General features: G+C 60.3%; 22 protein-coding genes and 1 pseudogene. 12 read left to right on the top strand and 11 right to left on the bottom strand.

From position 1 onward, the window contains the following. Positions 1-7: 7 nt before the first annotated feature. A complete protein-coding gene (gene alr / locus BSK43_RS34420) occupies positions 8-1,141 on the bottom strand; it encodes an alanine racemase (RefSeq protein WP_077470368.1) in 1,134 nt (377 codons plus the stop codon). A 125-nt stretch (positions 1,142-1,266) separates the two neighbouring features. Between alr and BSK43_RS34425 the strand changes: the two genes are divergently transcribed. Beyond that, positions 1,267-1,731, top strand: coding sequence for an Lrp/AsnC family transcriptional regulator (locus BSK43_RS34425; RefSeq protein WP_077470282.1), 465 nt, complete (start codon positions 1,267-1,269; stop codon positions 1,729-1,731). A gap of 48 nt (positions 1,732-1,779) precedes the next feature. On the opposite strand, the gene BSK43_RS34430 is transcribed toward BSK43_RS34425, so the two are convergent. The 3 genes from BSK43_RS34430 to BSK43_RS34435 all read right to left on the bottom strand — a co-directional run bounded on the left by BSK43_RS34430 (position 1,780) and on the right by BSK43_RS34435 (position 4,753). Further along, complete coding sequence (locus BSK43_RS34430) at positions 1,780-3,564, bottom strand: PAS domain S-box protein (protein WP_077470369.1); 1,785 nt, start codon at positions 3,562-3,564, stop codon at positions 1,780-1,782. Between the two features lie 189 nt (positions 3,565-3,753). Next, complete coding sequence (locus BSK43_RS36075; protein ID WP_281406667.1) at positions 3,754-3,888, bottom strand: hypothetical protein; 135 nt, start codon at positions 3,886-3,888, stop codon at positions 3,754-3,756. Then, the gene (locus BSK43_RS34435) at positions 3,869-4,753 is read right to left on the bottom strand and encodes a LysR substrate-binding domain-containing protein (protein WP_077470283.1); all 885 of its coding nucleotides are present in this window, start codon (positions 4,751-4,753) and stop codon (positions 3,869-3,871) included. Before BSK43_RS34435 ends, BSK43_RS36075 begins: the two co-directional genes overlap by 20 nt. A gap of 232 nt (positions 4,754-4,985) precedes the next feature. Here BSK43_RS34435 and BSK43_RS34440 point away from each other — a divergent pair, with 232 nt between their 5' ends. Next, the gene (locus BSK43_RS34440) at positions 4,986-6,305 is read left to right on the top strand and encodes an MFS transporter (RefSeq protein WP_136687496.1); all 1,320 of its coding nucleotides are present in this window, start codon (positions 4,986-4,988) and stop codon (positions 6,303-6,305) included. Between the two features lie 177 nt (positions 6,306-6,482). Here the strand turns inward: BSK43_RS34440 and BSK43_RS34445 are convergent, their stop codons facing one another. After that, positions 6,483-7,532, bottom strand: a complete 1,050-nt coding sequence (locus tag BSK43_RS34445) for an ornithine cyclodeaminase (RefSeq protein WP_077470285.1) — start codon at positions 7,530-7,532, stop codon at positions 6,483-6,485. A gap of 141 nt (positions 7,533-7,673) precedes the next feature. On the opposite strand from BSK43_RS34445, the gene BSK43_RS34450 reads away from it, so the two are divergent. Further along, entirely contained in the window at positions 7,674-8,111 is a 438-nt protein-coding gene (locus BSK43_RS34450) for an Lrp/AsnC family transcriptional regulator (protein ID WP_068395312.1), read from the top strand. Positions 8,112-8,151: 40 nt separating this feature from the next. Here BSK43_RS34450 and BSK43_RS34455 read toward each other — a convergent pair whose 3' ends face one another. Further along, positions 8,152-8,409: a hypothetical protein gene (locus BSK43_RS34455; RefSeq protein ID WP_077470286.1), complete on the bottom strand. Its 258-nt coding sequence runs from the start codon at positions 8,407-8,409 to the stop codon at positions 8,152-8,154. Positions 8,410-8,653: 244 nt separating this feature from the next. On the opposite strand from BSK43_RS34455, the gene BSK43_RS34460 reads away from it, so the two are divergent. Next, positions 8,654-9,001, top strand: coding sequence for a hypothetical protein (locus BSK43_RS34460; RefSeq protein ID WP_077470287.1), 348 nt, complete (start codon positions 8,654-8,656; stop codon positions 8,999-9,001). 95 nt (positions 9,002-9,096) lie between these two features. Here the strand turns inward: BSK43_RS34460 and hutC are convergent, their stop codons facing one another. Beyond that, positions 9,097-9,852, bottom strand: coding sequence for a histidine utilization repressor (gene hutC / locus BSK43_RS34465; RefSeq protein WP_077470288.1), 756 nt, complete (start codon positions 9,850-9,852; stop codon positions 9,097-9,099). A gap of 193 nt (positions 9,853-10,045) precedes the next feature. Here hutC and BSK43_RS34470 point away from each other — a divergent pair, with 193 nt between their 5' ends. The 6 genes and pseudogenes from BSK43_RS34470 to solA all read left to right on the top strand — a co-directional run bounded on the left by BSK43_RS34470 (position 10,046) and on the right by solA (position 15,879). Further along, positions 10,046-10,885, top strand: a complete 840-nt coding sequence (locus BSK43_RS34470) for a transporter substrate-binding domain-containing protein (protein ID WP_077470289.1) — start codon at positions 10,046-10,048, stop codon at positions 10,883-10,885. A 101-nt stretch (positions 10,886-10,986) separates the two neighbouring features. Continuing rightward, positions 10,987-11,712 carry an ABC transporter permease subunit gene (locus tag BSK43_RS34475; protein WP_068395997.1) on the top strand — a complete coding sequence of 242 codons (726 nt, stop codon included), beginning with the start codon at positions 10,987-10,989 and terminating at the stop codon, positions 11,710-11,712. Positions 11,713-11,722: 10 nt separating this feature from the next. Next, positions 11,723-12,427 carry an ABC transporter permease subunit gene (locus BSK43_RS34480; RefSeq protein ID WP_077470290.1) on the top strand — a complete coding sequence of 235 codons (705 nt, stop codon included), beginning with the start codon at positions 11,723-11,725 and terminating at the stop codon, positions 12,425-12,427. 24 nt (positions 12,428-12,451) lie between these two features. Then, entirely contained in the window at positions 12,452-13,228 is a 777-nt protein-coding gene (locus BSK43_RS34485; RefSeq protein WP_077470291.1) for an ATP-binding cassette domain-containing protein, read from the top strand. Continuing rightward, the gene (gene hutH, locus BSK43_RS34490; RefSeq protein ID WP_077470292.1) at positions 13,225-14,730 is read left to right on the top strand and encodes a histidine ammonia-lyase; all 1,506 of its coding nucleotides are present in this window, start codon (positions 13,225-13,227) and stop codon (positions 14,728-14,730) included. The genes BSK43_RS34485 and hutH overlap by 4 nt, the downstream gene beginning before the upstream one ends. Position 14,731: 1 nt before the next feature. Then, positions 14,732-15,879: pseudogene (solA, locus tag BSK43_RS34495) on the top strand (N-methyl-L-tryptophan oxidase). Positions 15,880-15,897: 18 nt separating this feature from the next. On the opposite strand, the gene BSK43_RS34500 reads toward solA, so the two are convergent. Next, positions 15,898-16,392, bottom strand: coding sequence for a cytochrome b/b6 domain-containing protein (locus tag BSK43_RS34500; RefSeq protein WP_077470293.1), 495 nt, complete (start codon positions 16,390-16,392; stop codon positions 15,898-15,900). A gap of 130 nt (positions 16,393-16,522) precedes the next feature. After that, entirely contained in the window at positions 16,523-17,938 is a 1,416-nt protein-coding gene (locus tag BSK43_RS34505) for an aldehyde dehydrogenase family protein (RefSeq protein ID WP_077470294.1), read from the bottom strand. A gap of 94 nt (positions 17,939-18,032) precedes the next feature. Here BSK43_RS34505 and BSK43_RS34510 point away from each other — a divergent pair, with 94 nt between their 5' ends. Then, positions 18,033-18,947, top strand: a complete 915-nt coding sequence (locus tag BSK43_RS34510; protein ID WP_077470295.1) for a LysR family transcriptional regulator — start codon at positions 18,033-18,035, stop codon at positions 18,945-18,947. Between the two features lie 100 nt (positions 18,948-19,047). Then, positions 19,048-19,665, top strand: coding sequence for a DUF1442 domain-containing protein (locus BSK43_RS34515; protein ID WP_077470296.1), 618 nt, complete (start codon positions 19,048-19,050; stop codon positions 19,663-19,665). Positions 19,666-19,708: 43 nt separating this feature from the next. On the opposite strand, the gene BSK43_RS34520 is transcribed toward BSK43_RS34515, so the two are convergent. Together BSK43_RS34520 and BSK43_RS34525 are read right to left on the bottom strand one after the other, a co-directional pair. Further along, a complete protein-coding gene (locus tag BSK43_RS34520) occupies positions 19,709-20,467 on the bottom strand; it encodes an alpha/beta hydrolase (RefSeq protein WP_077470297.1) in 759 nt (252 codons plus the stop codon). Between the two features lie 47 nt (positions 20,468-20,514). Then, complete coding sequence (locus BSK43_RS34525) at positions 20,515-22,290, bottom strand: cytochrome c biogenesis protein DipZ (RefSeq protein WP_077470298.1); 1,776 nt, start codon at positions 22,288-22,290, stop codon at positions 20,515-20,517. Between the last annotated feature and the right edge of the window lie 47 nt (positions 22,291-22,337).

The following is a 22,337-nucleotide window of genomic DNA, read 5'->3' on the forward strand; positions in this document are numbered from 1 at the left end:
AGGAAGGTCAGACGTATCGCCTGTTGTGGCGATGTCCGAGACTGGTCAGGATCTCGTAGGAAATCAAGCCGGCATCATCGGCGAGATCCTGCAAAGTCTGATGATCTCCGAGGATTTCCACCAGGCTGCCGAACGGGAGCGTGCCTTCGGGCAGGGCGCTGATATCGATTGTCGCGCTGTCCATCGATACGCGTCCGACGATCGGCAGGCGAATGCCGTTGTAATAAACCGCTCCGCGATCGCTGAGGCTGCGGGGAAGGCCATCGGCATAGCCGGCCGCAATTGTCGCAAGCCGGGTCTGGGTCTTCGTTACATGCACGCCGCCATAGCCGATGCGAGCACCGGCCGGCACGGTTCGGGTCTGCACGACGGCTGCATCGAACCGGACGACGGGCTCCATTGGATTGGCGACGCCGCTGGTGGGAGCCCCACCATAAAGAGCGATGCCGGGCCGCGCCAGAACGCCGTGAAAATCGCCGCCGAGGAAGATGCCGCCGGAATTTGCGAAGGAGAGGTCGTAGTTCGGGAATTCTTTCGCGACGCGACGCATTTCCGCAAGCTGATCACCGTTCTGAGCGCTACCGACATCGTCGGCAGAGGCGAGGTGGCTCATGATGAACAATATGTCGAGACGGCTTGAGGTTTCGAGGTGAGCTGCGGCGGCAGCTCTTTCTTCAGGCGGTATGCCGAGCCGCGACATGCCGGTGTCGAATTGCAGGACTGCCGGAAGATTGCGCCCCACGGAATGCGCAGTCTGCGACCACTGCCGGAGCTGTTCGAGCGAATTGATGACAGGGATGATGCCGCCTTCGACGCAGGCAATTTCATTATCCGGCAACAGACCGTTCAACACGAAGATCGCTGCATCGCGCGGCAATTGTGGGCGGAGCCGAAGCGCCTCGATGAAATGGGCGACGAAGAAGTCTCGACATCCATGTTCATAAAGTGCCTTGGAGACCTGACTTGCGCCAAGCCCGTATGCATCCGCCTTGACGACAGCGGCCGTTCGCGCTGGTGCGACGATGGTGGCAAGCTTCTCGTAGTTCCGGCACAAGGCGACAAGATCAATGGTGAGATAGCCGTAAGCGCCGCTGTCGATCGTCAGTCTTGACGCCCGGGAATCCACTATGCCGCCGTCCATGTCCATCCTCGTTCTTTCGAAGGCAGATTATTGAAATGATCGCGAAATTGCCCAGCGAATAGTGATTGATTATTGTGTAATTGCGGAAATATTGAAACGATCAGCGAATTTTTGAAAGAATCCACATGACGGCACTCGACGCGATAGATCGCAATATTCTTCGCCTGCTGCGCCTGGATGCCCGTGTCAGCAATGCAAGGCTTGCGAGCGAGGTCGGCCTGTCTCCGTCCGCATGCCTCCGGCGCATCAAGCTGATGGAGCAAGCGGGGGTTATTCGGGGCTATACGGCGCTCGTCGATACGTCTCAGGCTGAAACGGCGATCGCCGTTATCATCAACATCACCCTAGAGCGGCAGACGGAGGATCATCTCGACCGCTTCGAGGCGGCGGTGCGTAAGCATCCGGAGATCCGCGAGTGCTTTCTGATGACGGGTGGTTCGGATTATCTCCTGCGCGTGGAGGTCGCCACGGCCGGCGACTTCGAGCGTATCCACAAGGATATTCTCTCGACCTTGCCGGGGGTTCTGCGCATCCATTCGAGCTTTTCGATCAGGAACGTGCTTGCGACGCGGCCGAAGAATTCGCGTTGAACACTCCATGCGGACCTGATGGATGGGGTCGCTTCACGCGATCCTGTCTCAGGCCTGATCCCAGCCAATGCCTGTGGCCGCATCCACCTCGCAGATCAACCCGCTCGGCTCATAGCTGATTTTCACCTTGCCGTTCAGTTCCGCCGCCAGCAGGTTTTCAATCAATCTGGAGCCGAAGCCCTTGCGTGTGGGCGGCTTGACGGTTGGTCCCCCGGTTTCCTGCCAACGCAATTTGAGCCGGTCGGTCTCGCCAACTTCTGACGACCATATGATCGCGACATGGCCGTCGGGCACCGAAAGCGCCCCATATTTGGCGGCATTCGTCGCGAGTTCATGCAGCGCAAGCGATATGGAGACGACCGTCCTCGGCGCAAGCTTGATCGCCGGGCCGGAAATCTCGAATCTCTCCCTCGGGTAGGGTGACAGCGCCTGGTTGATGACGGCCATCAGATCCGCTTCTTCCCATTTGCCATGGATCAGCAGATCATGGGCGCGCGCCATCGACGCCAGTCGCGCATCGAATGTCTCGACGGATGCCTTGTCGACATCGTCGCGTCCCAATGTCTGGCGCGATATGGCCATGACAGTTGCCAGCACGTTCTTGACGCGGTGATTGAGTTCGCCGGCCAAAACGCTTTGAAGGTGCTCGGCTTCCTTTTTTGCGCTGATATCATGGGCAATCTTCGATGCGCCAACGATCCGGCCATAGGTGTCGTAGATCGGGGAGACGCTCAGCAGGACATCGACGAGCTTACCATCGTTGCGCCGCCGCTTGGTCTCATATGGTTCTACCTTCTGCCCCGCCCGGATTTGCGCAAGGATCGCCGGCTCCTCGTCGCTCCGATCGTCGGGAACCAGCATCATGACCGAATGGCCGATGGCTTGCTCGACCGAATGGCCATAAAGCCTTTCCGCGCCGGTATTCCAGCTTGTGATCATCATGTCGAGATCGGTGCTGAGGATGGCATCGTCAGACGAGGCGATGATGGCGGCCAGGCGCCGCTCGACTTCCTGTGCCCGCTTGCGCTCGCTGATGTCGGTGACGACGCTGACGGCTCGTCGAATCCTTCCGGCGGAACGGTCGCGCACGCCGGACGCCGAATTCGTCACCCAGACGAGGTTGCCGTCCTTGCGAACATAACGCTGCTCGATCTCGAAACTTTCGCCGGTCGCCAGCATCGCTTTGAACAGTTGCACGGTATCGTGCTGATCGTCCGGATAGGTGATGTCCTGCATTCGCAGGTCTAGAAGTTCGCTTTCCGAATAGCCGACAATCTCGCAGAAACGCCGGTTGACGAGCGAGAAGCGGCCGTCGAGTTCATATTGCGCAATCCCGGTCGCGGATTGGGAAATGATGGCGCTAACCCGCTCCTCGCTCTCGCGCAACGCCTGTTCCGAGCGAACCCGCTCCGTGGTTTCGTTGACGATGCAGAACACCCCAAGCACCTTGCCGTCGCTGTCACGCACAGGCGAGTAGGAAATGTCGAAATAAACCGTCTCCGGATAGTCATGACGTTCGATGTAGAACGGTCGATCCTTGGCGACGACGGTCTTGCCTTCATTCAGCACGGTTCGCAGAAGCGGCTCCAGATCATCCCACAGTTCGGCCCAGTTTTCTCTCGCCGGACGACCCAAAGCCTGCGGATGCTTCTCGCCTATGGTGGGAGCGTAGGCGTCGTTGTAAAGCGCGACAAAATCCTCACCCCAGAACATTATGATCTGGGCTTGAGCGGAGAGCATGATATCCACGGCCGAGGTCAGGCAAGCGGGCCAAGCCGATCTGGGGCCAAGACTGGTCTTTGCCCAGTCGAAGCCAAAAATGAGCGCCGCCATCTCGCCGGTGTGGCCTGCCAATTCGGGCATGACGTTCAGGATGACACCCCCTCTTGAATGAGAACAATCCTGCAAGAATTGTCTCATCTCCCTCTAGTTCGCGAGCACTCATAGCATAATCCATGCGAGGAAGTGCAGAGGGAAGTTTCAGTGATTTCCATGTGTTTTAAGTAACATAGGCAAATCTTACTATGTATGCTTTTCCTCGGTTGCGGAGCGCACGGCCCGCTTGTGCTCGCAAGGCAGACCGAACAGGTCGCGTGCATCGCCGCGCGTGACGAATGCCGGCCGCCCGACCTCGCTGTCAGGTATCTGGCCGCGCATGCATTTCCTCGATCAACCATCTTTCGAGAGCCAAGGCGTCCGGCCGGTTTGCCAGGTGCGGAGCGATCCAGAGCACCATGCGGCGCGGCCCAGGCAGGAAGCCGAACGGCGCCACCAGACGCCCTGAGGCCAGTTGATCGAGCACCAGCATTTGGGGAACCACCGCGACACCGAGCCCGCAGGCTGCGGCCTGTATCAGCAGGTAAAAATGGTCGAAAGTCGAATGGCTGGGAAGGTTGAGTTCCTCTTGTTTCGCGGCTGACTGCCAATCCCTCCAGGCCTCCGGTCGGGTCCGCGTCGACAGAATGGTTCCGCCTTCGAGGTATTCAGGGCTATGGATGCCGGCTCGGCTCAGATATTCCGGCGAACAGACCGGACCGATCGCTTCGCCGCCAAGTTCGCGGATGATTGCGTCTTTCGGCGGTTCGATGACGCTTGAGCGGATCGCCAGGCCGATCTTGTCGCGGACAAAGTCGACCTGATCGTAGTTCATGTTGAATTGCAATGCGACCTGCGGGTGGCGCTCGTGGAATTGGCCGATGCGCGGAATGATCCATCCCATCATGATCGAGGAGGAGCAGGACAGGGTGAGCGGGCTGGGGCGAACGCGCTCGACGCTCGCCTGCATCAGGCCGAAGGCGCTCTGAAGTCCCTCCGCAAGCCGCGATCCTTCTGGCGTCGGTTCCGTCGAGTGCGCCCTGCGGGTGACGAGAATGACGCCCAGCGAAGCCTCAAGGCCACGAATGTGACGGCTGATCGCGCCGTGGGTCACGCAAAGCTCATCCGCGGCGAGCGTCATCGACCTGTGCCGCGCGGTTGCCTCAAATGCCTTGAGCGCATTCAGCGATGGAAGAGGGCCACTCATTTTCTGATCCCAACGATTTCATGATGTGATTTTTCCTCACATCATCGGGAGATTAAATCGTTTGCCCGCTACTTGTCCATCCCGCTAGAGATCGAAGTCAAAGGCGCGGGGCCGGAGGCAGTTCTTGGAAGGGAAATGGGAGTTTCCATTCCGTCATCGGCGCAAACGGACCGCCGCCTCTAGAATGATCGAGAACGGGGGAGGATTCAGAGTGCAGCCCGGTATTCAGGAAATGTCACAGGTCGAACGGTCGGCCATTGCCAAGGTGTCGAAGCGGCTGGTGCCCTTCATCGCCTTGATGTTCTTCATCAACTTCCTCGACCGCACCGCGATTTCCTTCGCCGGGCCGAACGGCATGACCACCGATCTGGCTCTGACGGCGGCGCAGTTCGGTTTTGCGGCGGGCATCTTCTTCGTTGGTTATATCGTGCTCGAAATCCCGAGCAATCTGGCGCTCCATAAATATGGCGCCCGCCGCTGGCTCGCCCGCATCATGGTCAGCTGGGGCATCGTCGCGCTGCTGTTCACCTGGGTATCGAGCGCGACGGAGCTTTACGTTCTGCGCTTCCTGCTCGGTGTCGCCGAAGCCGGCTTTTTTCCCGGTGCCATCCTGTTCCTCAGCCTGTGGGTGCCGGCACGGCATCGTAACAAGATTCTGGCCTTGTTTTACCTCGCCCAACCGTTGACGACGGTTATCGGCGCTCCGTTTGCGGCCATGCTGATCCAGATGCATGGCTTGTTTGGCCTCGAGGGCTGGCGCGTGATGTTCTTCGGCGTCGCGGTCCCTGCCATCGTCATCGGCATCGTGACCTGGTTCTATCTCGCCGATCGCCCTGATGATGCCAAGTGGCTGACGCAGGCTGAAAAGGATTGGTTGAACCGCGAGCTTGCCAGCGAAGAAAAGGCGAAGGTGGCAGAGCATGGCAAGATGACCGGCCTTGCGCTGACCGATAGCCGCGTATGGCTGCTCTCGGTGATCTATTTCGGCCTGATCTACGGGCTTTATGCGCTCGCCTTCTTCCTGCCGACGATCATTGCCGGCTTCGAGACGAAATTCGGCACTAAGTTTGACGTCTTCGACAAGGGCCTGATCACGGCGATCCCTTATCTGCCTGCTGCCGTCGTCTTGTTCTTCTGGAGCCGCGATGCATCGAAGCGCGGCGTCAGGCCGTGGCATATCGGCATACCCGCCCTCGTTGGAGCGTTCAGCATTCCCGCCGCGCTGTTCATGGGCTCGCCGGAAGCGACGATTGTCATGATCACGCTGACGGCATGCGCGATTTTCGCGGCCTTGCCGAACTTCTGGGCAATCCCATCCCGCTTCCTGGCAGGACCGGCCGCAGCGGCCGGCATCGCCCTGATCAACACGATCGGCAACATAGCCGGGTTTGCCGCACCCTATATCACCGGGCTCGTCAAGGATGCGACCGGTGTCTATGAATTGCCGATGTTTATCGTAGGGGCTCTGATGCTGCTATCGGCGCTGCTGGCCTTCTCTTTGAGCGGCCGTGTGGGTGCGCCGGAACTTACAGTTTCGAGCAGCAAGCGCTGAGAAGGCCTCCGGCAGCAAGTGAGAGAGTTCGATGGCGGTCACGAAATTGGCCGCCATTGTCCTCTAGGGACTACGCTCGGTCCGCAGTACGGGGTCGATGCCGGCGGGAGTAGGGCTGGCCCGCGCGCGAACTTCGCCCAAAGCCGCCGGCCATAGTCAGCCGGTATCGTTGCCTTCTCAGCCCGCCCGCAGCAGCATGCCGAACAGATCGCGCGGATCGTCCGGATCGGCGATGATATCCAGCTTCTGAAAGTAATCGGTGCCGACAAGCTTTTCGCGAACATAACGTAGCGCCGAGAAATCCTCGATGGCAAAGCCGACGCTGTCGAACAGGGTGATCTGTCCCTCGCTGCGGCGACCCTGCGTGCGGCCGCTCACCACCTGCCAGAGCTCGGTGACCGGATAATCCGGATCCATCTGCTGGATCTCCCCTTCGATGCGGGTCTGCGGCGGATATTCGACGAAAGTGTCGGCGCGCAGCAGGATATCGCGATGTAGCTCTGTCTTGCCCGGGCAGTCGCCGCCGATGGCGTTGATATGAACGCCGGCGCCGACCATGTTGTCAGTCAGGATCGTGGCAAGCTGCTTGTCGGCGGTACACGTCGTGATGATATCGGCGCCCTCGATGGCCGCCTGCGCCGATGTGCAGGGAACCAAACGCAGGCCCTTTCCGGTGAGGTTGCGCACGGTCTTTTCCGTGGCCCTCGGATCGATGTCGTAGAGGCGGACCTCTTCGATGCCGAGGACGGCCTTCATCGCCAATGCCTGGAATTCCGCCTGCGCCCCGTTGCCGATCAGTGCGACGCAGCGCGCCTTCGGCGGCGCCAGATGTCGAGCGGCCATGGCCGAGGTGGCGGCCGTGCGCAGCGCTGTGAGCAACGTCATTTCGGTCAGCAAAACGGGATAGCCGGTCGATACTTCGGCGAGCAGACCGAAAGCGGTCACGGTCTGCAGCCCCTGCGCCATGTTCTTCGGATGCCCGTTGACATATTTGAAGCTGTAGACCGCGCCGTCCGAGGTCGGCATCAGCTCGATCACGCCGTCATGGGAGTGGGAGGCGACACGTGGCGTCTTGTCGAAAAGATCCCACCGGCGGAAATCCGCTTCGACGGCATCCGTCAGTTCGACCAGCATGGTCTCGATGCCGACATGATGGACAAGCCGCATCATGTTCTCGACGCTGACGAAGGGAATGAAGGCTTTTTCCGAAGGAAGCGGTGCGGGCATTGTCATGTCCTCAATAAGATAATTCCCAGTAAGGTAACAAGCGGATCGATTGACTGAAATCGCAAAACTGTGCCAGTTCTGGTATGATTTTACACAAACTGCTCAGTATTTTTGACGGAAAAGACAGAAACAGGATTTGCGATGACGCTTGCCAAATATATTCCCGATGATCTCGACCGGCGCATCATCGCCCATTTGCGGGCCGACGGGCGCGCTTCACTGTCGAAATTGTCAGATGCGCTGGGCGTTGCGCGGGGTACGGTGCAGAACCGATTGGACCGTCTCATGGAGACCGGCACCCTTCTCGGCTTCACCGTCCGGGTGCGGGAAGATTATGACGAGCAGACCGTCCACGCGGTCATGATGATCGAAGTGGTGGGAAAGTCGACCACGCAGGTCATCCGCAAGCTGCGTGGCCTGCCGGAGATCTATTCGCTGCACACGACGAACGGCAATTGGGATCTCGTCGCTAATATCCGGGCAACCAGCCTCTCGGACTTCGATCGGGTCCTGCGCGAGGTACGCATGATCGACGGTGTCGCAAACAGCGAGACCAGTCTACTGCTCAGCAGCCTCTGACCTTTCGCATCGCTGAAGACGGCTCGATATCCGTCCCTGCTTAACCGCGGCTTGCGCGCAATATGCGCTTCCAGATGGTGCCGCCGAGGTATCGGTTGAACACGAGGAAATAGGCGACGATGAGGACAAAGAGCAGAAGCGCCGGCAGTCCGTTGAGCTTGAAGCCGTCATCCGTCCTGCCGCCGAAAATCGACGCGACGATATAGCCAAGAATAAAAAATGCGGTCAGGAAGTCGAGGATGGCGGCGAGAATGATGCGCCAGGTGGCTGGTTGCGCCGCGGCATTCGTATCAGGCATTGCTGGATCCCATCATGTCCGTGAAAGATCGTGGCGATAGCGTTCGCCGGCTTATTACATCACAGATACATCCAATGCGGCAGCGCTTTGTCAATCGCAGAGGTGGTTGCCTGCATCGATCTGCGCTGGCCATTCTTGGGCGCTCTTTGGTGGGCGTCGTGCCGCCCGTGAACGGACTTGAGAACTGTGCGGTGACGTTGTGCAGTGTAGCTTGAAAACTCGCGGCTTGTTGTTATGATTTCGTATGGAACTTACTTTGCTCGCCCACGCACTCGCCTGGACCGTGCTCGGTCTGGTGGCATTGACCACGGTCGTCCCGGTCGGGACCAGATATCCATTCATGGCGATGGCAACCATCGAGAGCGTCGTCCCATTCGGGCTCATGGGGTTTCTGTTCGTTATAGCTTACCCCGACGATCGGCGCATTGTTGCGCTTTTATGCATAACCGTCGCCGCAGCTAGCGAATCGATTGCGTTGGTCCTGCCTGAGAAGTGTCTGCGCATCGAGCGGGCGATCCTGAAAGTGCTTGCCACCGTCTCGGGGTTGCTTCTGGGCGCATTGTTTATGGAATGCATGCTGCAGGCGTCGTAGCTTTGCCTCGTATAGGCAACAGATGAACACTCAAACATCCATTTGGCGCTACCTCGGGGTATTCAGGCCGCTGGCGCGCTAACTTCCATATACAACTAGCGATCCGAAGCCTTGCCGCTATGGCTCTCCAGCCGGTAACGGTTCCCGGGATAAATGAGGCGCGCTGTGGAAACGACGCCGCGTGCCGACCATGTGCGCCGCCGGATTGTCAGGCAAGGCTCGGTCTTCAGGATCGTCAACAGCTTGCATTCCCAGGCCTGCGGCATGACTGCCTCGACCACATGTTCCGACCCGCTGAGCGGCGCGACTTCCGAAAGATAGGCATTTGGCGTCATGCCCGTAAAGTCTTGCTGCAGGTAGTCAGGCGCAGCGTCGGGGTGGACATGGCGGTCCTCAATCTGCACTGGCACACCGTTTTCGCTATGCACGATCAGCGAATGGAAGGCGGGCGATCCGATGTCCAGCCCCAGCGCATCGGCAACGTCGGGTGAGGCTGCTTCCTGGGCAAGAACGATCACGGTGGCCTGGTGAGAATGGCCGCGTTCGGCGATTTCTTCGGCGATATTGCGCACCTCGAAGAGGGCGGATGCTCCCTTGCGTTCGGCGACGAAGGAGCCGACGCCCTGGATGCGCACCAGTTCGCCTTCATTGGCGAGTTCACGCAGCGCACGATTGGCTGTCATCTTGCTGACGCCAAGTTCGGTGACCAATTCATTTTCGGAGGGAACGCGATGCTTGGGCGGCCACTCGCCGCTGTGGATGCGATCGAGGATCACCTGCTTGACACCGGCGTAGAGAGGCGATGCGTCGTTTTCCGCCAGTTCGCGTTTCATCTCGCCGGAGCGCTTCATTGCCTATTCCCTTTGCACGAACTGAATCTGCCTCGAAAACAACTTTCCCACTTGCATATCACAAATTATCTCATATGGTACCCTATACAACCTCGCAAACAATCCTAAAAATAAATTGGGAAAGCGGGCAAGCCGGCGTAGATCGGTAGGAAGTGCTGCAAGGCCTGTTTCAACCTCAGAGGAGCTCCACACGATGAAATTCAGTGCAATTCTTTTGTCAGGCGTCATGGCCGCCGCCGCTTTCGCGGCACCGGCTCTCGCCAAGGACTGGAAGACGGCGACGATCACCCTGGAAGGTGCCTACGCGCCATGGAATATGACGAATGCCGACGGTTCGCTCGGCGGCTTCGAGCCGGAACTTGCCAAGGTCCTGTGCGAACGCGCCAAGATCGACTGCAAGCTGGTTGCCTCCGATTGGGATGGCATGATCCCGGCGCTCAACGCCGGCAAGTTTGACGTGATCATGGACGCGCTGTCGATCACCGACGAGCGCAAGCAGGTCATCGGCTTCACCATTCCCTACGCCGCTACGCCTGCTGCTTTCGCAACCGCCAAGGACAGCCCGCTTGCCAATGCTGCCGGCACCGGCTCCACCATCAAGATGACCCCCGGCCAGACCGGCGTCAAGGAAATCGATGTGCTGAAGGAAGCCTTCAAGGGCAAGACCATCGGCATCCAGGCTGCAACTGTTTACGCCAAGTTCGTCTATGACAATTTCGGCTCGATCGCCACGATCCGCGAATACAAGACCGGTGCCGACCGCGATCTCGATCTGCAGAACGGCCGTATCGATCTCGGCTTCGACGACGCCGTCTACTTCGCGAACGCCTTTGCAAGCGCCAACGACTCGCTGGCCTTTACCGGCCCCGAAATCGCCGGCTCCATCTGGGGTGCGGGCGAAGGTCTCGGCATCCGTCAGGCTGATACCGATCTTGCCGACAAGTTCAACGCTGCGATCAAGTCAGCGCTTGCCGACGGCACCATCAAGACCCTGTCGATGAAGTGGTTCAAGGTCGACGTCAGCCCGGAATAATCGGGGCGGCCTTCGGGCCGTTACCACGGGTCTCCGGCTGCAAAGCCGGAGACCGTCAGTTATCTGACGTCAGAAACTGCCACGGACGGGGAATGGACGCTATGGCAAGCTTGCAACTGCTGGGCTTCGGCTCGAACGGGTGGGGCGCGCTGCTGCTCGTTGCCGCTTTGATGACGCTTGCCGTCACCGCGACGGCATTGGCAATCGGGGCGGTGTTGGGCGCGATCGTCGCCTCGGCAAAGCTCTCGGGCAGCCTGCCGCTGAAAATGCTCGGCAATGTCTACACGACGGTGTTTCGTGGCGTGCCGGAGCTTCTGATCATCTATCTCATCTATTTCGGCGGCTCCTCGGCGGTCACCTCGGTGGGCAAATGGTTTGGCTATGAGGGCTTTCTCGGCCTGCCATCCTTTGCCGCGGGCGCACTTGCCGTCGGCATCATATCCGGCGCCTACCAGGCCGAGGTTTTCCGCGGCGCCTATCTCGCCATTTCCAAGGGTGAACTCGAGGCAGCCTCGGCGATTGGCATGCATGGTGGCCTTCGGCTGCGCCGCATCATCATCCCGCAGGTGATACGCTACGCCATTCCGGGTCTTGGCAACGTCTGGCAGCTGAGCCTCAAGGATTCAGCCTTGATCTCGGTCACCGGCCTTGCGGAGCTGATGCGCACCAGCCAGGTCGCTGCCGGCTCCACGCGCCAGTATTTCCTCTTCTTCATCGTCGGCGGGATTCTGTACCTGATCCTGACCAGCCTGTCGGATCGCGTTTTCAACAGGGCGGAACGACGCGCCAATCGCAGCATGCCGGCTGCGACAATCGGCCAGGCTTGAGGAGCGGCAAATGGATTTTAACTTCCTCTCGAGCACCATGATCACACTGCTGCAGGCAGTGCCGATGACACTCCTGCTGTTTTCGCTGTCGATCGTAACAGGCGGCATCCTGGCGCTTGTTGTCGTCGCCCTGCGCGTCAGCGGCAATCCGATCCTGTCGGGCTTTGCCAAGGGCTATATCTTCGTGTTCCGCGGCTCGCCGCTATTGATCCAAATGTTCCTGGTCTTCTACGGCTTGGCGCAATTTTCCATCATCCGCTATTCGTTCCTCTGGCCCTTCCTGCGTGAGCCCGTGGTCTGCGCGATCCTGTCGCTGGCGCTGTGCACGGCCGGCTATACCGCCGAGATCTTCCGCGGCGGCATTCGCGCCGTTTCGCCGAAGGAGATCGAGGCGGCCCGCTCTATCGGCATGTCCCGCCTGCTGCTGGTGCGCCGTATCATCGCGCCCATCGCCTTTCGCCACGCTCTGCCGGCCTATTCGACCGAGATCGTCCTGATGATGAAGTCGACGGCGCTCGCCAGCCTCGTCACCGTTTGGGAAGTGACAGGCGTTGCGCAACGGTTGATCTCGCACACCTACCGCACGATGGAAGTCTTCCTCTGCGCGGCGATCATCTACCTCGTGCTGAATTTCATCATTCTGCAGGGCATGGCCCTGCTGGAATATTCGCTGTCCCGCCATCGCCGCGCCATCCCGCCGGCGTTGAAGGCCTAAAGACTTCATTGGAGCAGGCAAATCATGCCAGATGTAACCCGACTTTCAGTTCGCAACATCCGCAAGAGCTTCGGCACCCATGAAGTTTTGCGCGGCATTTCCCTTGATGCTCAGGATGGCGACGTCATTTCGCTGCTCGGTGCCTCTGGCTCCGGTAAGTCGACGTTCCTTCGCTGCATCAACCTTCTTGAGATCGCCAGTGATGGCGAGATCTGGGTGGATGGCGAGCAGATCCGCATGATCCACAAGAATGGCAAAAGTCGTCCGGCAAGCCACAAGCAGGTGGACCACATCCGCTCCGAGCTTGGCATGGTTTTCCAGAGCTTCAATCTCTGGTCCCATATGACAATCCTGCAGAATGTGATCGAGGGGCCGATCCATGTCTTGAAGCGCCCGCGCGCCGAATGCATCGCCGAGGCCGAAGCGCTTCTGGAAAAGGTCGGCATCGCCGACAAACGGCACGCCTACCCCGCGCATCTGTCCGGTGGTCAGCAGCAGCGCGCGGCCATTGCCCGTGCTCTTGCCATGAAGCCCAAGGTCATGTTGTTCGACGAGCCGACCTCGGCGCTCGATCCCGAGCTTGTCGGCGAAGTGCTGCGCGTCATGCGCGCGCTTGCCGAAGAAGGCATGACCATGCTGGTCGTCACCCACGAGATGAGCTTCGCCCGCAACGTCTCCAATCGCGTCGTCTTCATGAAGGAAGGGCTTGTCGAAAGCACCGGCACACCGGACGATATGTTCGGTGGCGGCGCATCGCCGGCCTTCCGCCAGTTCATCGGGCATTTCGGAACCGGACAATGACCATCACGATCGATAAGCCGTTATCCTGGCGCGAGGTTGCTCGCGTCAGCACCGGCGAACCGCTGACCCTGTCCGAGGCGGCATGGAAGCGTGTCGAGCAGGCGAGCCGCATCGTTGAGCGCATCGTCGAGACGGGCGTACGCGCCTATGGTGTGAATACCGGCGTCGGTGCCCTGTCCGATACCGTGGTGGACCGCCCCTCGCAAAGCCGCCTCTCGCGCAATATCATCCTCAGCCATGCCTGCGGCGTCGGCCCCCTTTTGCCGGCGCGTGAAGTGCGCGGCATTATCGCGGCGCAGATCGCCAATTTCGCCCACGGCCATTCCGGCGTCCGGCCTGAAATCATCCGTCATCTCGCGGCATTTCTCGAGCATGACTGCATTCCCGAGGTGCCCTCCAAGGGCTCTGCCGGCTACCTCACGCACAACGCCCACACCGCGCTCGTGTTGATCGGCGAGGGACGGGCAGTCGTGAAGGGCATGTCCATGACCGGAGCGCAGGCGCTTGCCGCGATCGGTCTGGGCCCGCTGGTGCTAGGCGCCAAGGAAGGGTTGAGCCTCGTCAATGGTTCGGCTTGCGCCACGGGATTGTCGGCTCTGGCGGTCTATCGTGCCGAGCGCTTGCTCGATTGGGCCGATGCCATTGCAGCATTGACGTTGGAAGCGGCCGGCTGCCAGATTGCCGCTTTCGATGAGGCCGTGCTGGCCCTGCGCCCGTCTGCCGGCATTGCCAAGGTCGGTCGCCGACTGCGCAGCCGCCTGCACGGTAGTGGTCTTGTCGCCGCAGCGCTTGGTCAGCGAACGCAGGACGCATTGAGCTTGAGGGCCGTTCCGCATGCGCATGGTGCGGCCTGGGATGTCTTCGAACAAACCGCCCGCATCGTTGATCAGGAACTGGCCTCGGTCACGGACAATCCGGCCGTCTCCGGCACGCCCGAGCAACCCGTCGTTTCCTCGGAAGCGCATGCCGTCGCACCCGCACTCGGTCAGGCGGCGGATAGCCTGGCGATCGCGATCGCGCAGATCGCCGCCATGAGCGAGCGGCGGATGGATCGCCTCGTCAATCCGCTGGTCAGCGGCCTGCCGCCGTTCCTGGCGAGTGATGCTGGTAGCCATTCCGGCTTCATGATTGCTCAGTATACGGCTGCGGCCCTGGCCAACGACAACAGGCGGCTGGCCGCGCCTGCATCGCTTGATGGCGGTTTGACCTCCGGCCTGCAGGAAGATTTCCTCGCGCACCCGACGGCTGCGGCCAGCAAGCTGCTCGCCATCCTTGACAATGCCGAGTACATCCTGGCGAACGAGCTCATGGCTGCGGCACAGGCCCATGATTTCCTTGTTTCGAAGGGTGCCAGAGCACCGGGAACGGACCGCCTCTACGCCGCCGTCCGTTCGCACGTCCCTCTCTACGGCGACGACCGCCCGCTGAATGCCGATATCGAGCGCCTGCAGGATCTGATCGCTCAGACCGTGCCGCCCGCCGAAAGTGAAACTGGAGCATAGAATGCCCGTGGAATTCGACCTTGCCGTCATCGGTCTCGGCGCGATGGGAAGCGCGGCCTTGTCTTTCGCCGCCGCACGCGGCGCAAAGGCAATCGGCATCGAAGCGCATTTTCCGGCGCATACCCTCAGCTCGTCGCATGGTGACAGCCGGCTGATCCGCCTCGGCTATTTCGAAGATCCCTCCTATGTTCCACTGCTGCAGCGCGCCTATCAGAACTGGCGCTCGCTCGAGGCGCGGCTGCGCGCCGAGATCCTGACCGTGACCGGCGTCCTGCAGATCGGCGCACCCGACAGTAAGATCGTCAGCGGCACGCGCGCTTCCTGCGAGATGCACGGCCTGCCGCATGAGATGCTCGACCGAGATGCGATGAAGCGCCGCTTTCCGGCATTCGAGCTTGAGGATGGAGAGGTCGCCTGCTCGATCCGCAGGGCGGCTATATCAGGCCAGAAGCGGCGATCATGGGCTATCTGAAGCTTGCCGCGGAAGATGGAGCGGCGCTGCATTTCGGCGAGCGGGTCACCGCCATCGAGCCCGATGATGCAGGCGTGACTGTTGTTTCGACGACAGGGCGCTATCGCGCACGCAAGGTCATCGTCGCGACTGGTACCTGGATCGCCGAACTCGTGCCGCAGCTCAGAGCCCATGCGCAGCCGATCCGTCAGGTGGTCGCCTGGTATCAGCCGAAGGACGGCTTCGTCGCCGAGCCAAAGCGCATGCCGTGCTTCCTGCGCGACGAGGGAGAGAACGGTTCGTTCTTCGGCTTCCCGGCAATTGGTATCGATGGCGTCAAGGTCGGCCGGCACGCACATTTCAGGGAGCCTATCGACCCCGAGGCTCCCAATCCGCCCGTCAACGACACCGATACGGCGCTACTCGACAGCTTCGCTGCCAAGCGTCTGCCCGATGCGGCATCATTCCGCGTGAGGGCGACGACCTGCCGTTACACCATGCTGCCGAGCGAGGATTTTCTCATTGATACCCTGCCGGGGCAGCCGAATGTCGTGGTTTCTTCGGCATGCTCCGGCCATGGGTTCAAGTTTACCAGCGTTGTCGGCGAAATCCTTGCTGATCTGGCGCTTCAAGGTGGAAGCGCGTTACCGACAGCTCTGTTTTCCTTTGACAAGCACTTTGGTGGCCGAGCGGCATAGCTGACTGACTGGCAAGCTCTAGCCGATCGTCATTCGCCGCAGGACGTCCGACCTGAAATAGAAGTGCTGAACGAGCGCGCCGAATATGTGCAGGACGACGACGATCCAAAGCAGCATTTTGATCGGGCCGCCATGGGCGAAGCCTGCCGCCTCGATGCCGAGATAATAGGTTGCTATTCCGGACAGCGGCATCGCGAAGATCAGCGCATAGAGCAAGACATGTGTCACACGCGCGATATGATGCAGGAATGCCGGCTGACCGTTTGGCCTTTCTGGAGTATCGGACGAGAAGCGGACGGCCAATCGTATGATGGCCAGCAGCAAGACTGCAATGCCGACATAGGCGTGGATATTGGCACTGGCGATATCGGCAGGCGAGGGTGTCTGGCCGTTGCGGATCAGGTGCTTCCAAGCATTCATGCCATCCGGAAACAAGAGATTGAAAAAGATAAGCAGAGCCATGAGCCAATGGAGCAGGCGCTGGGGAATGGAGTATGCGGATCTGGCCGGCATCGGATCTCCTTGATTGGAACTGTTCTAAAAATAGAACATGATTCTAACGAGAACCTGAATGCGCGGCCCAGACCCATGATCATTTAAAGAACCCCCCGGAATACTGTGGCGTTCCGGGGGCTCCTTCAGATCAGCTTAAAACGGCACGCGGTTCGAGAAACGATTCCAGGCCGTAGGCGCCGAATTCGCGGCCCATGCCGGACTGTTTGAACCCGCCAAAGGGCGCAAGCGGCTCGTGCGGTGCGCCGTTGATAACGACGCGACCAGCGTCGATCTGGTTTGCGACTCTCTTCGCTCTGCTGAGATCCGAGGAGAAGACATAGGCCTGGAGGCCGTAATCCGTGTCATTAGCGATCTCGACTGCATGCGCCTCGTCGCGATAAGGGATGACGCAGAGCACAGGCCCGAAGATCTCTTCGCGTGCGATCCGCATATCATTGTTGACGTTGGAGAAGACCGTCGGGCGAACGAACCAGCCGTGATCGATTCCCTTGGGTCGACCTTCGCCGCCGACAACCACGCGGGCGCCTTCTTCTTGGCCGAGACGGATATAGGATTGCACGCGATCCCATTGCTTCTGGCTGACCATCGGGCCGATCGTGACCGTCGGGTCGTTGCCATCTCCTACTCTTAGCGCGGAAACAGCCTTGGCCAGTCGATCATGGATTTCGTCCAGCCGGCTTTGGGGAGCGAGAATGCGTGTGCCGGCGATGCAGGCCTGGCCGCTATTGGCGAAGCCGGCCGCCAGCACCTGCGGAATGACGAGATCAAGATCGGCATCATCCAGGATGACGTTTGGGCTCTTGCCGCCGAGTTCGAGTGTCACGCGTTTCAACGTCACCGATGCTGCCTGAAAGATCGCCCGCCCGGTGACCGTTGAGCCGGTGAAGCTGATCTTAGCGATATCGCGATGCGCGCTGAGGGCCGCGCCCGCCACATGGCCATAACCGTTGACGATGTTGAACACGCCTTTCGGCAGCCCGGCAGCATGAAGGCATTCGGTGATCAACTGCGTTTGGATCGCGCTCATCTCCGATGGCTTGATGACCATGGTGGTGCCGGCGGCGATTGCCGTGGCGAGCTTGCTGCAGATGAAGCCGTAATTGCTGTTCCAGGGCGTAATAGCGGCTGCAACGCCGGCGGGCCGCATCTCCACGTCGGCATGGCCGATGCGACGGCGAAACTCATAGTCCTTGAGTGTCTCGGCCATGTGGAGGAAAGCCGTTGCGGCGTGCGGCACAGAGAAGCCGATGAAGCCGGCCGGCGCGCCATATTCCTCGCGCATGGCGTCGGTCAGGTCCGGGGCGCGTGCGGCGACTGCCTCATGCAGGCTGTGCAGCATCGCGATACGTTCGGCCTTGGAGCTTTGTAACTGGCCTGGGAAAGCCGCCTTGGCGGCGCTCACGGCATCGTCGATATCTCGTGCGTCTCCAAGGCGGACGGTACCGATCTGCTCTTCGGTGGTCGGGTTGAAAAGAGGGGCTATCTCCGTGCCATGGGGCTGAACGAAGCGGCCGTTGATGTAGATGGTGTCTATCGTGCGCATGAGCGTCTCCTTCATCTTCACGATAGAGGTAGGATGCGCTATTTGTTCGGTCTAGGAGGACAAAGACGAACAGGCTGATAAGGAGAATCGCGCAATGAAGGCAAGCCTTGCTGAGCTTGAGGCGATTGCAGCCGTTGCACGGCATGGCGGCTTTCGCGCAGCCGCCCGCGAACTCGGCATGTCTTCATCGGCGCTCAGCCATGCTGTCGCGACGCTGGAGGAGCGCCTGTCCGTGCGGATCTTCAACAGGACGACGCGGAGCGTGACGTTGTCGGATGCCGGCGAGCGTTTCGTTTCGGATATTGCGCCAGCGCTTGCGGCGATCGACACAGCCATCGAGAATGCCGGCATCTCTTCCGCAACCGTATCCGGCACACTCCGGCTCAACATGGCGCCCGGCGCCGCGCGCATGCTGCTGGTTCCTCTTATCCTCGAATATGGGCGGCGCTATCCGAATGTGGACGTCGAGATTGTCACCGACAATGCTCTGGTCGATGTCATCGGCAAGGGTTTTGATGCGGGCATTCGCCTCGCTGATGCTGTTCCCACAGATATGGTTGCCATTCCTATCGTTCCGACGGTCCGTTCGCTCGTCGTCGGCTCGACAGGCTACTTCAGCGATAGGCCGCGTCCGCTTGTTCCCGGTGATCTTCTGCAGCATCGATGCATTCGCGCTCGAATGGCAAGCGGCCGGCTCTATCGCTGGGAGTTCGAACGGCGTGGCGAGGCCCTGCTGATCGATGCGCCGGGGAGCCTTACTCTCGACGCATCCGACCTGCTGTTGACTGCGGCGCTCGAAGGGGCGGGTCTTGCCTATATCAGCGAAGCGTCTATCGCCGATCATATCGCGGCAGGCAATCTGATCTCCGTATTGGAGGATTGGAGCCCGCCCTATCCGGGACTCAGCCTCTATTTCGCCCAGCGCCGCCAGATGCCGGCGAGGCTTCGCGCCTTGATCGATCTCATCCGCGAGCAGAATGCCGCTCGCGCAGCCCAGGCGAAAGATTAAGTTTCCGACATGAACCCCGATAGAGCTTGAGCGGCGGCATATCGAGATGTAGCCATATCGCATCTGACATCATCATGATGATTGTGAAGGTGAGCCTGTTATGGACCAGAAGATCGAAGCCGTTCTCGAAGCCTATCACGAGCTTATTCGCGAGGAACACAGCAAGCCCAGGGACATGCCGCCGGGTGGGCGTGATGGCGGTCAAGATCGCCGATTGAGGGCTGTTGGGCCTGATACCGGTCGTTTCATCAATATTCTGGCAAAGAGCCTGAAGGCGCCCACTATTCTCGAGCTTGGGACATCCTTTGGCTATTCCGGTATCTGGCTGGCCGAAGCCGCGCGTGCAAGCGGCGGAAAGCTCATTTCCATGGAGCTGCACGCTTACAAGACTGAGTTTGCCAGGGAAATGGCCGGGAAGGCCGGGCTTTCGGAGCATATCGATTTCCAGATCGGCGATGCGGTCGAGATGATCAAGGCATTGCCTTCGGGCGTCGACTTCATCCTCGTCGACCTGTGGAAAGATCTCTACATTCCGTGCCTGGAAGCCTTCTATCCCAAGCTCAATCCTGGCGCGATCATCGTCGCGGATAATATGTTCATGCCCGGCAATGAGGACGTGAAACGTTATGGCGAGGCCGTTCGCGCCAAGCTAGGCATAACGTCCGTCCTCCTGCCTGTCGGCTCCGGGATCGAAGTCAGCCGATACGACTTTGTATAGGAACAGACGGCGGCCTTAGACGAAGGCCGCCGCCGATTTGGTTTTACTTAACGGCGTCTCTGGCCGCCTTTTCGATAACGGCGGCGACCTTTTCCGGCTGTGACGCGAAGACGGCATGGCTCGACTTGATCTCCGTCACGTCGCTGCCCGCCCGCTTTGCCATATCCCGCTCGAGTTCGGGATTGATGGAGCGATCCTGCGTGGCCACGATCGACCAGCTCTTCTTTGCCCGCCAGGCGGGATCGCTGATCTTGGCCGTGAAGGCTGCCTTGGAGGCGAAGACCTGCGATTTCGCCAGGAAATCGGCCTCGTCCTTCGGCAAATCACCAGCGAAATCGGCGGCAAAGGTTGCGGGGTCGAGATAGAGATACTGGCCATCCTTCGTCTCGCGGATATTCATGCTGCCCGCCGGCTTGGAGCTGGCGAGGCTTATCAGGCTCTCGCCCTTGTCGGGCTGAAACGCGGCGACATAGACGAGACCAGCGACATCGGGCCGGTTGCCCGCCTCGGTGATGACAATGCCGCCATAGCTGTGTCCCACAAGCAGGCTGGGGCCGCTCTGCAGGTCGAGCACACGGTTCGTTGCTGCAACGTCGTCGGCAAGCGAGGTGATGGGCTCCTGTACGATCGAGACCTTGAAGCCGTGCTTTTCGAGGATTTCGGTGGTCTTGCGCCAGCCGGATCCATCGGCCAGCGCGCCGTGGACGATGACGATGTTCTTGATCTCGGCAGCCTGGGCTGCAAAGGCCAAGGTGCTTGCGGCAAGGCCAAGTGCGACGGCGGAAAGAAAGCGCTTGTTCATGGGTAGGACTCCTGTCGGTAAAGGTTGATGTCGGGATTGGGGAGGGTTCATCCGAAGGTGAAGGCGTAGGCCTGGACCCCGGGATCGAGGAAACGGATTTCGAAGTTGCGTGCCGTCACGTCGCCGGACTGTCGAACGAGCTGGTAGAGCTTGGTTGCAGTCACCGTTCCGTTTCCGGCGGCATCGGTGTCGGAGCCGTGGTCGGCACCCGGCGCCTTTCCATCGATGGTCACCTGGAAGCGGATGGGTTTGCCGTCCGCTGCCGGCCCGAGGACGAGATGCAGGTCGCGGGCGCTGAAGCGGTAGCTTATGCCGCCGCCTGCCTTGCCGAGCGATGCCTGTTCGGCGCCGACTGTCCATGTGCCTGCCAATCCCCATTGGTTGAGGCTGGGATTGGCAATCGAATAGTCGGCGGCGGTATCGGCCTTCAGGCTTTCGGGAGAGACAAAACCTGTCGCCTGCTTGTAGCCGACATAGGTTTCGCCGGAGCGGATATGGCCAAGATCGGGACTTGCCTCTGCGCCCTTTGCATCCGGCACGACAGGCGCGCTCTGCGCCATGTCGCTGCCTGTTTCGCGCAGAAGATCCTGGATCGCACGCTCGGTCTGGGGATAGTTGCCTTCGCCGAAATGTTCGTAGCGGATCTGCCCCTTGGCATCGATCAGGTAATGGGCAGGCCAGTAGTTGTTCTCGAAGGCGCGCCAGATGCTATAATCGTTGTCGATAGCGACCGGATAGCTGATCTTGAAGTCGGCAATCGCCTTCTTGACGTTATCGACATTCTTCTCGAAAGCGAATTCGGGGGCATGGACGCCGATCACGACGAGGCCCTGATCCTTATACTTTTCCGCCCAGGCGCGAACATAGGGGATGGTGCGGATGCAGTTGATGCAGGAATAGGTCCAGAAGTCGACGAGCACGACCTTGCCGCGAAGCTGCGCAGTGGTGAGCGGCGGCGAGTTCAGCCAGGTAACGGCGCCGTCAAGCGATGGGGCCTGTCCTTCCACCGGAAGGTCGCTGTGGAATGGTCGGGTCGCATCGCTGACGGCGACCATTGCACTGTTGCTGGCGACTTCGGTGGCGGCCGCATCGGAGGGCTTCGTATGCAGCTTCTCCAGCAGGGCCTGCTCGAACGAGCCGGTGCTTGCATAGGACAGCCGGGCGAGAAGGCCAGTGTCGAGACCGAGGGCGATGGCTGCAACCCCTGCCAGAACGGCAACGCCGGCGAATTGGCGGATGCGCTCGCTGATCCCGAGCGATTGCTTCATCCGGGCAAAGATCTTGCCGCCGGCGAGGAGGGCGACGGCGAGCGAGGTCGCGGCACCGGCGCCATAGGCGAGCAGAAGGAATGTGGTCTGCAGGTTGGCGCCCTTCAGGGCAGCACCGGTGAGCACGAGCCCGAGGATCGGCCCGGCACAAGGTGCCCAGAGCAGCCCGGTTGCAATGCCAAGCACGAAGGAGCTCCGAACACTCGATGTCGCGCGGCCCTTGCCAGCGGCGTTCAGGAGATTGTTGCCGAGGTCGACGACCGGCCGGGAAAGCAGGCTCGACACGCGCGGCGACAGCAGGCTGAGGCCGAAGAGCGCGAGAAGCACGATCGCGACGAGGCGGCCATATTCATTGGCGCGAACGGCCCAGCCGCCGCCGATGGCAGCAAGCGTTGCGACCAAAGCAAAGGTGAGCGCCATGCCGGCAAGCATGGGCAGCGTGCTTCTGATGAAGGGCTGCCCGGCGCGGGCGAAGACGAAGGGGAGAATGGGCAGGATGCACGGACTGAGGATCGTCAGCGCGCCGCCAAGATAGGCAATGATGAGAAGCGTCATCGTCATTTTCCTTTGGAACGGATTGACCGGCTGCGGACGGCGACGTG

Source organism: Rhizobium sp. P44RR-XXIV (genome assembly GCF_001999485.2).
GTDB lineage: Bacteria > Pseudomonadota > Alphaproteobacteria > Rhizobiales > Rhizobiaceae > Rhizobium.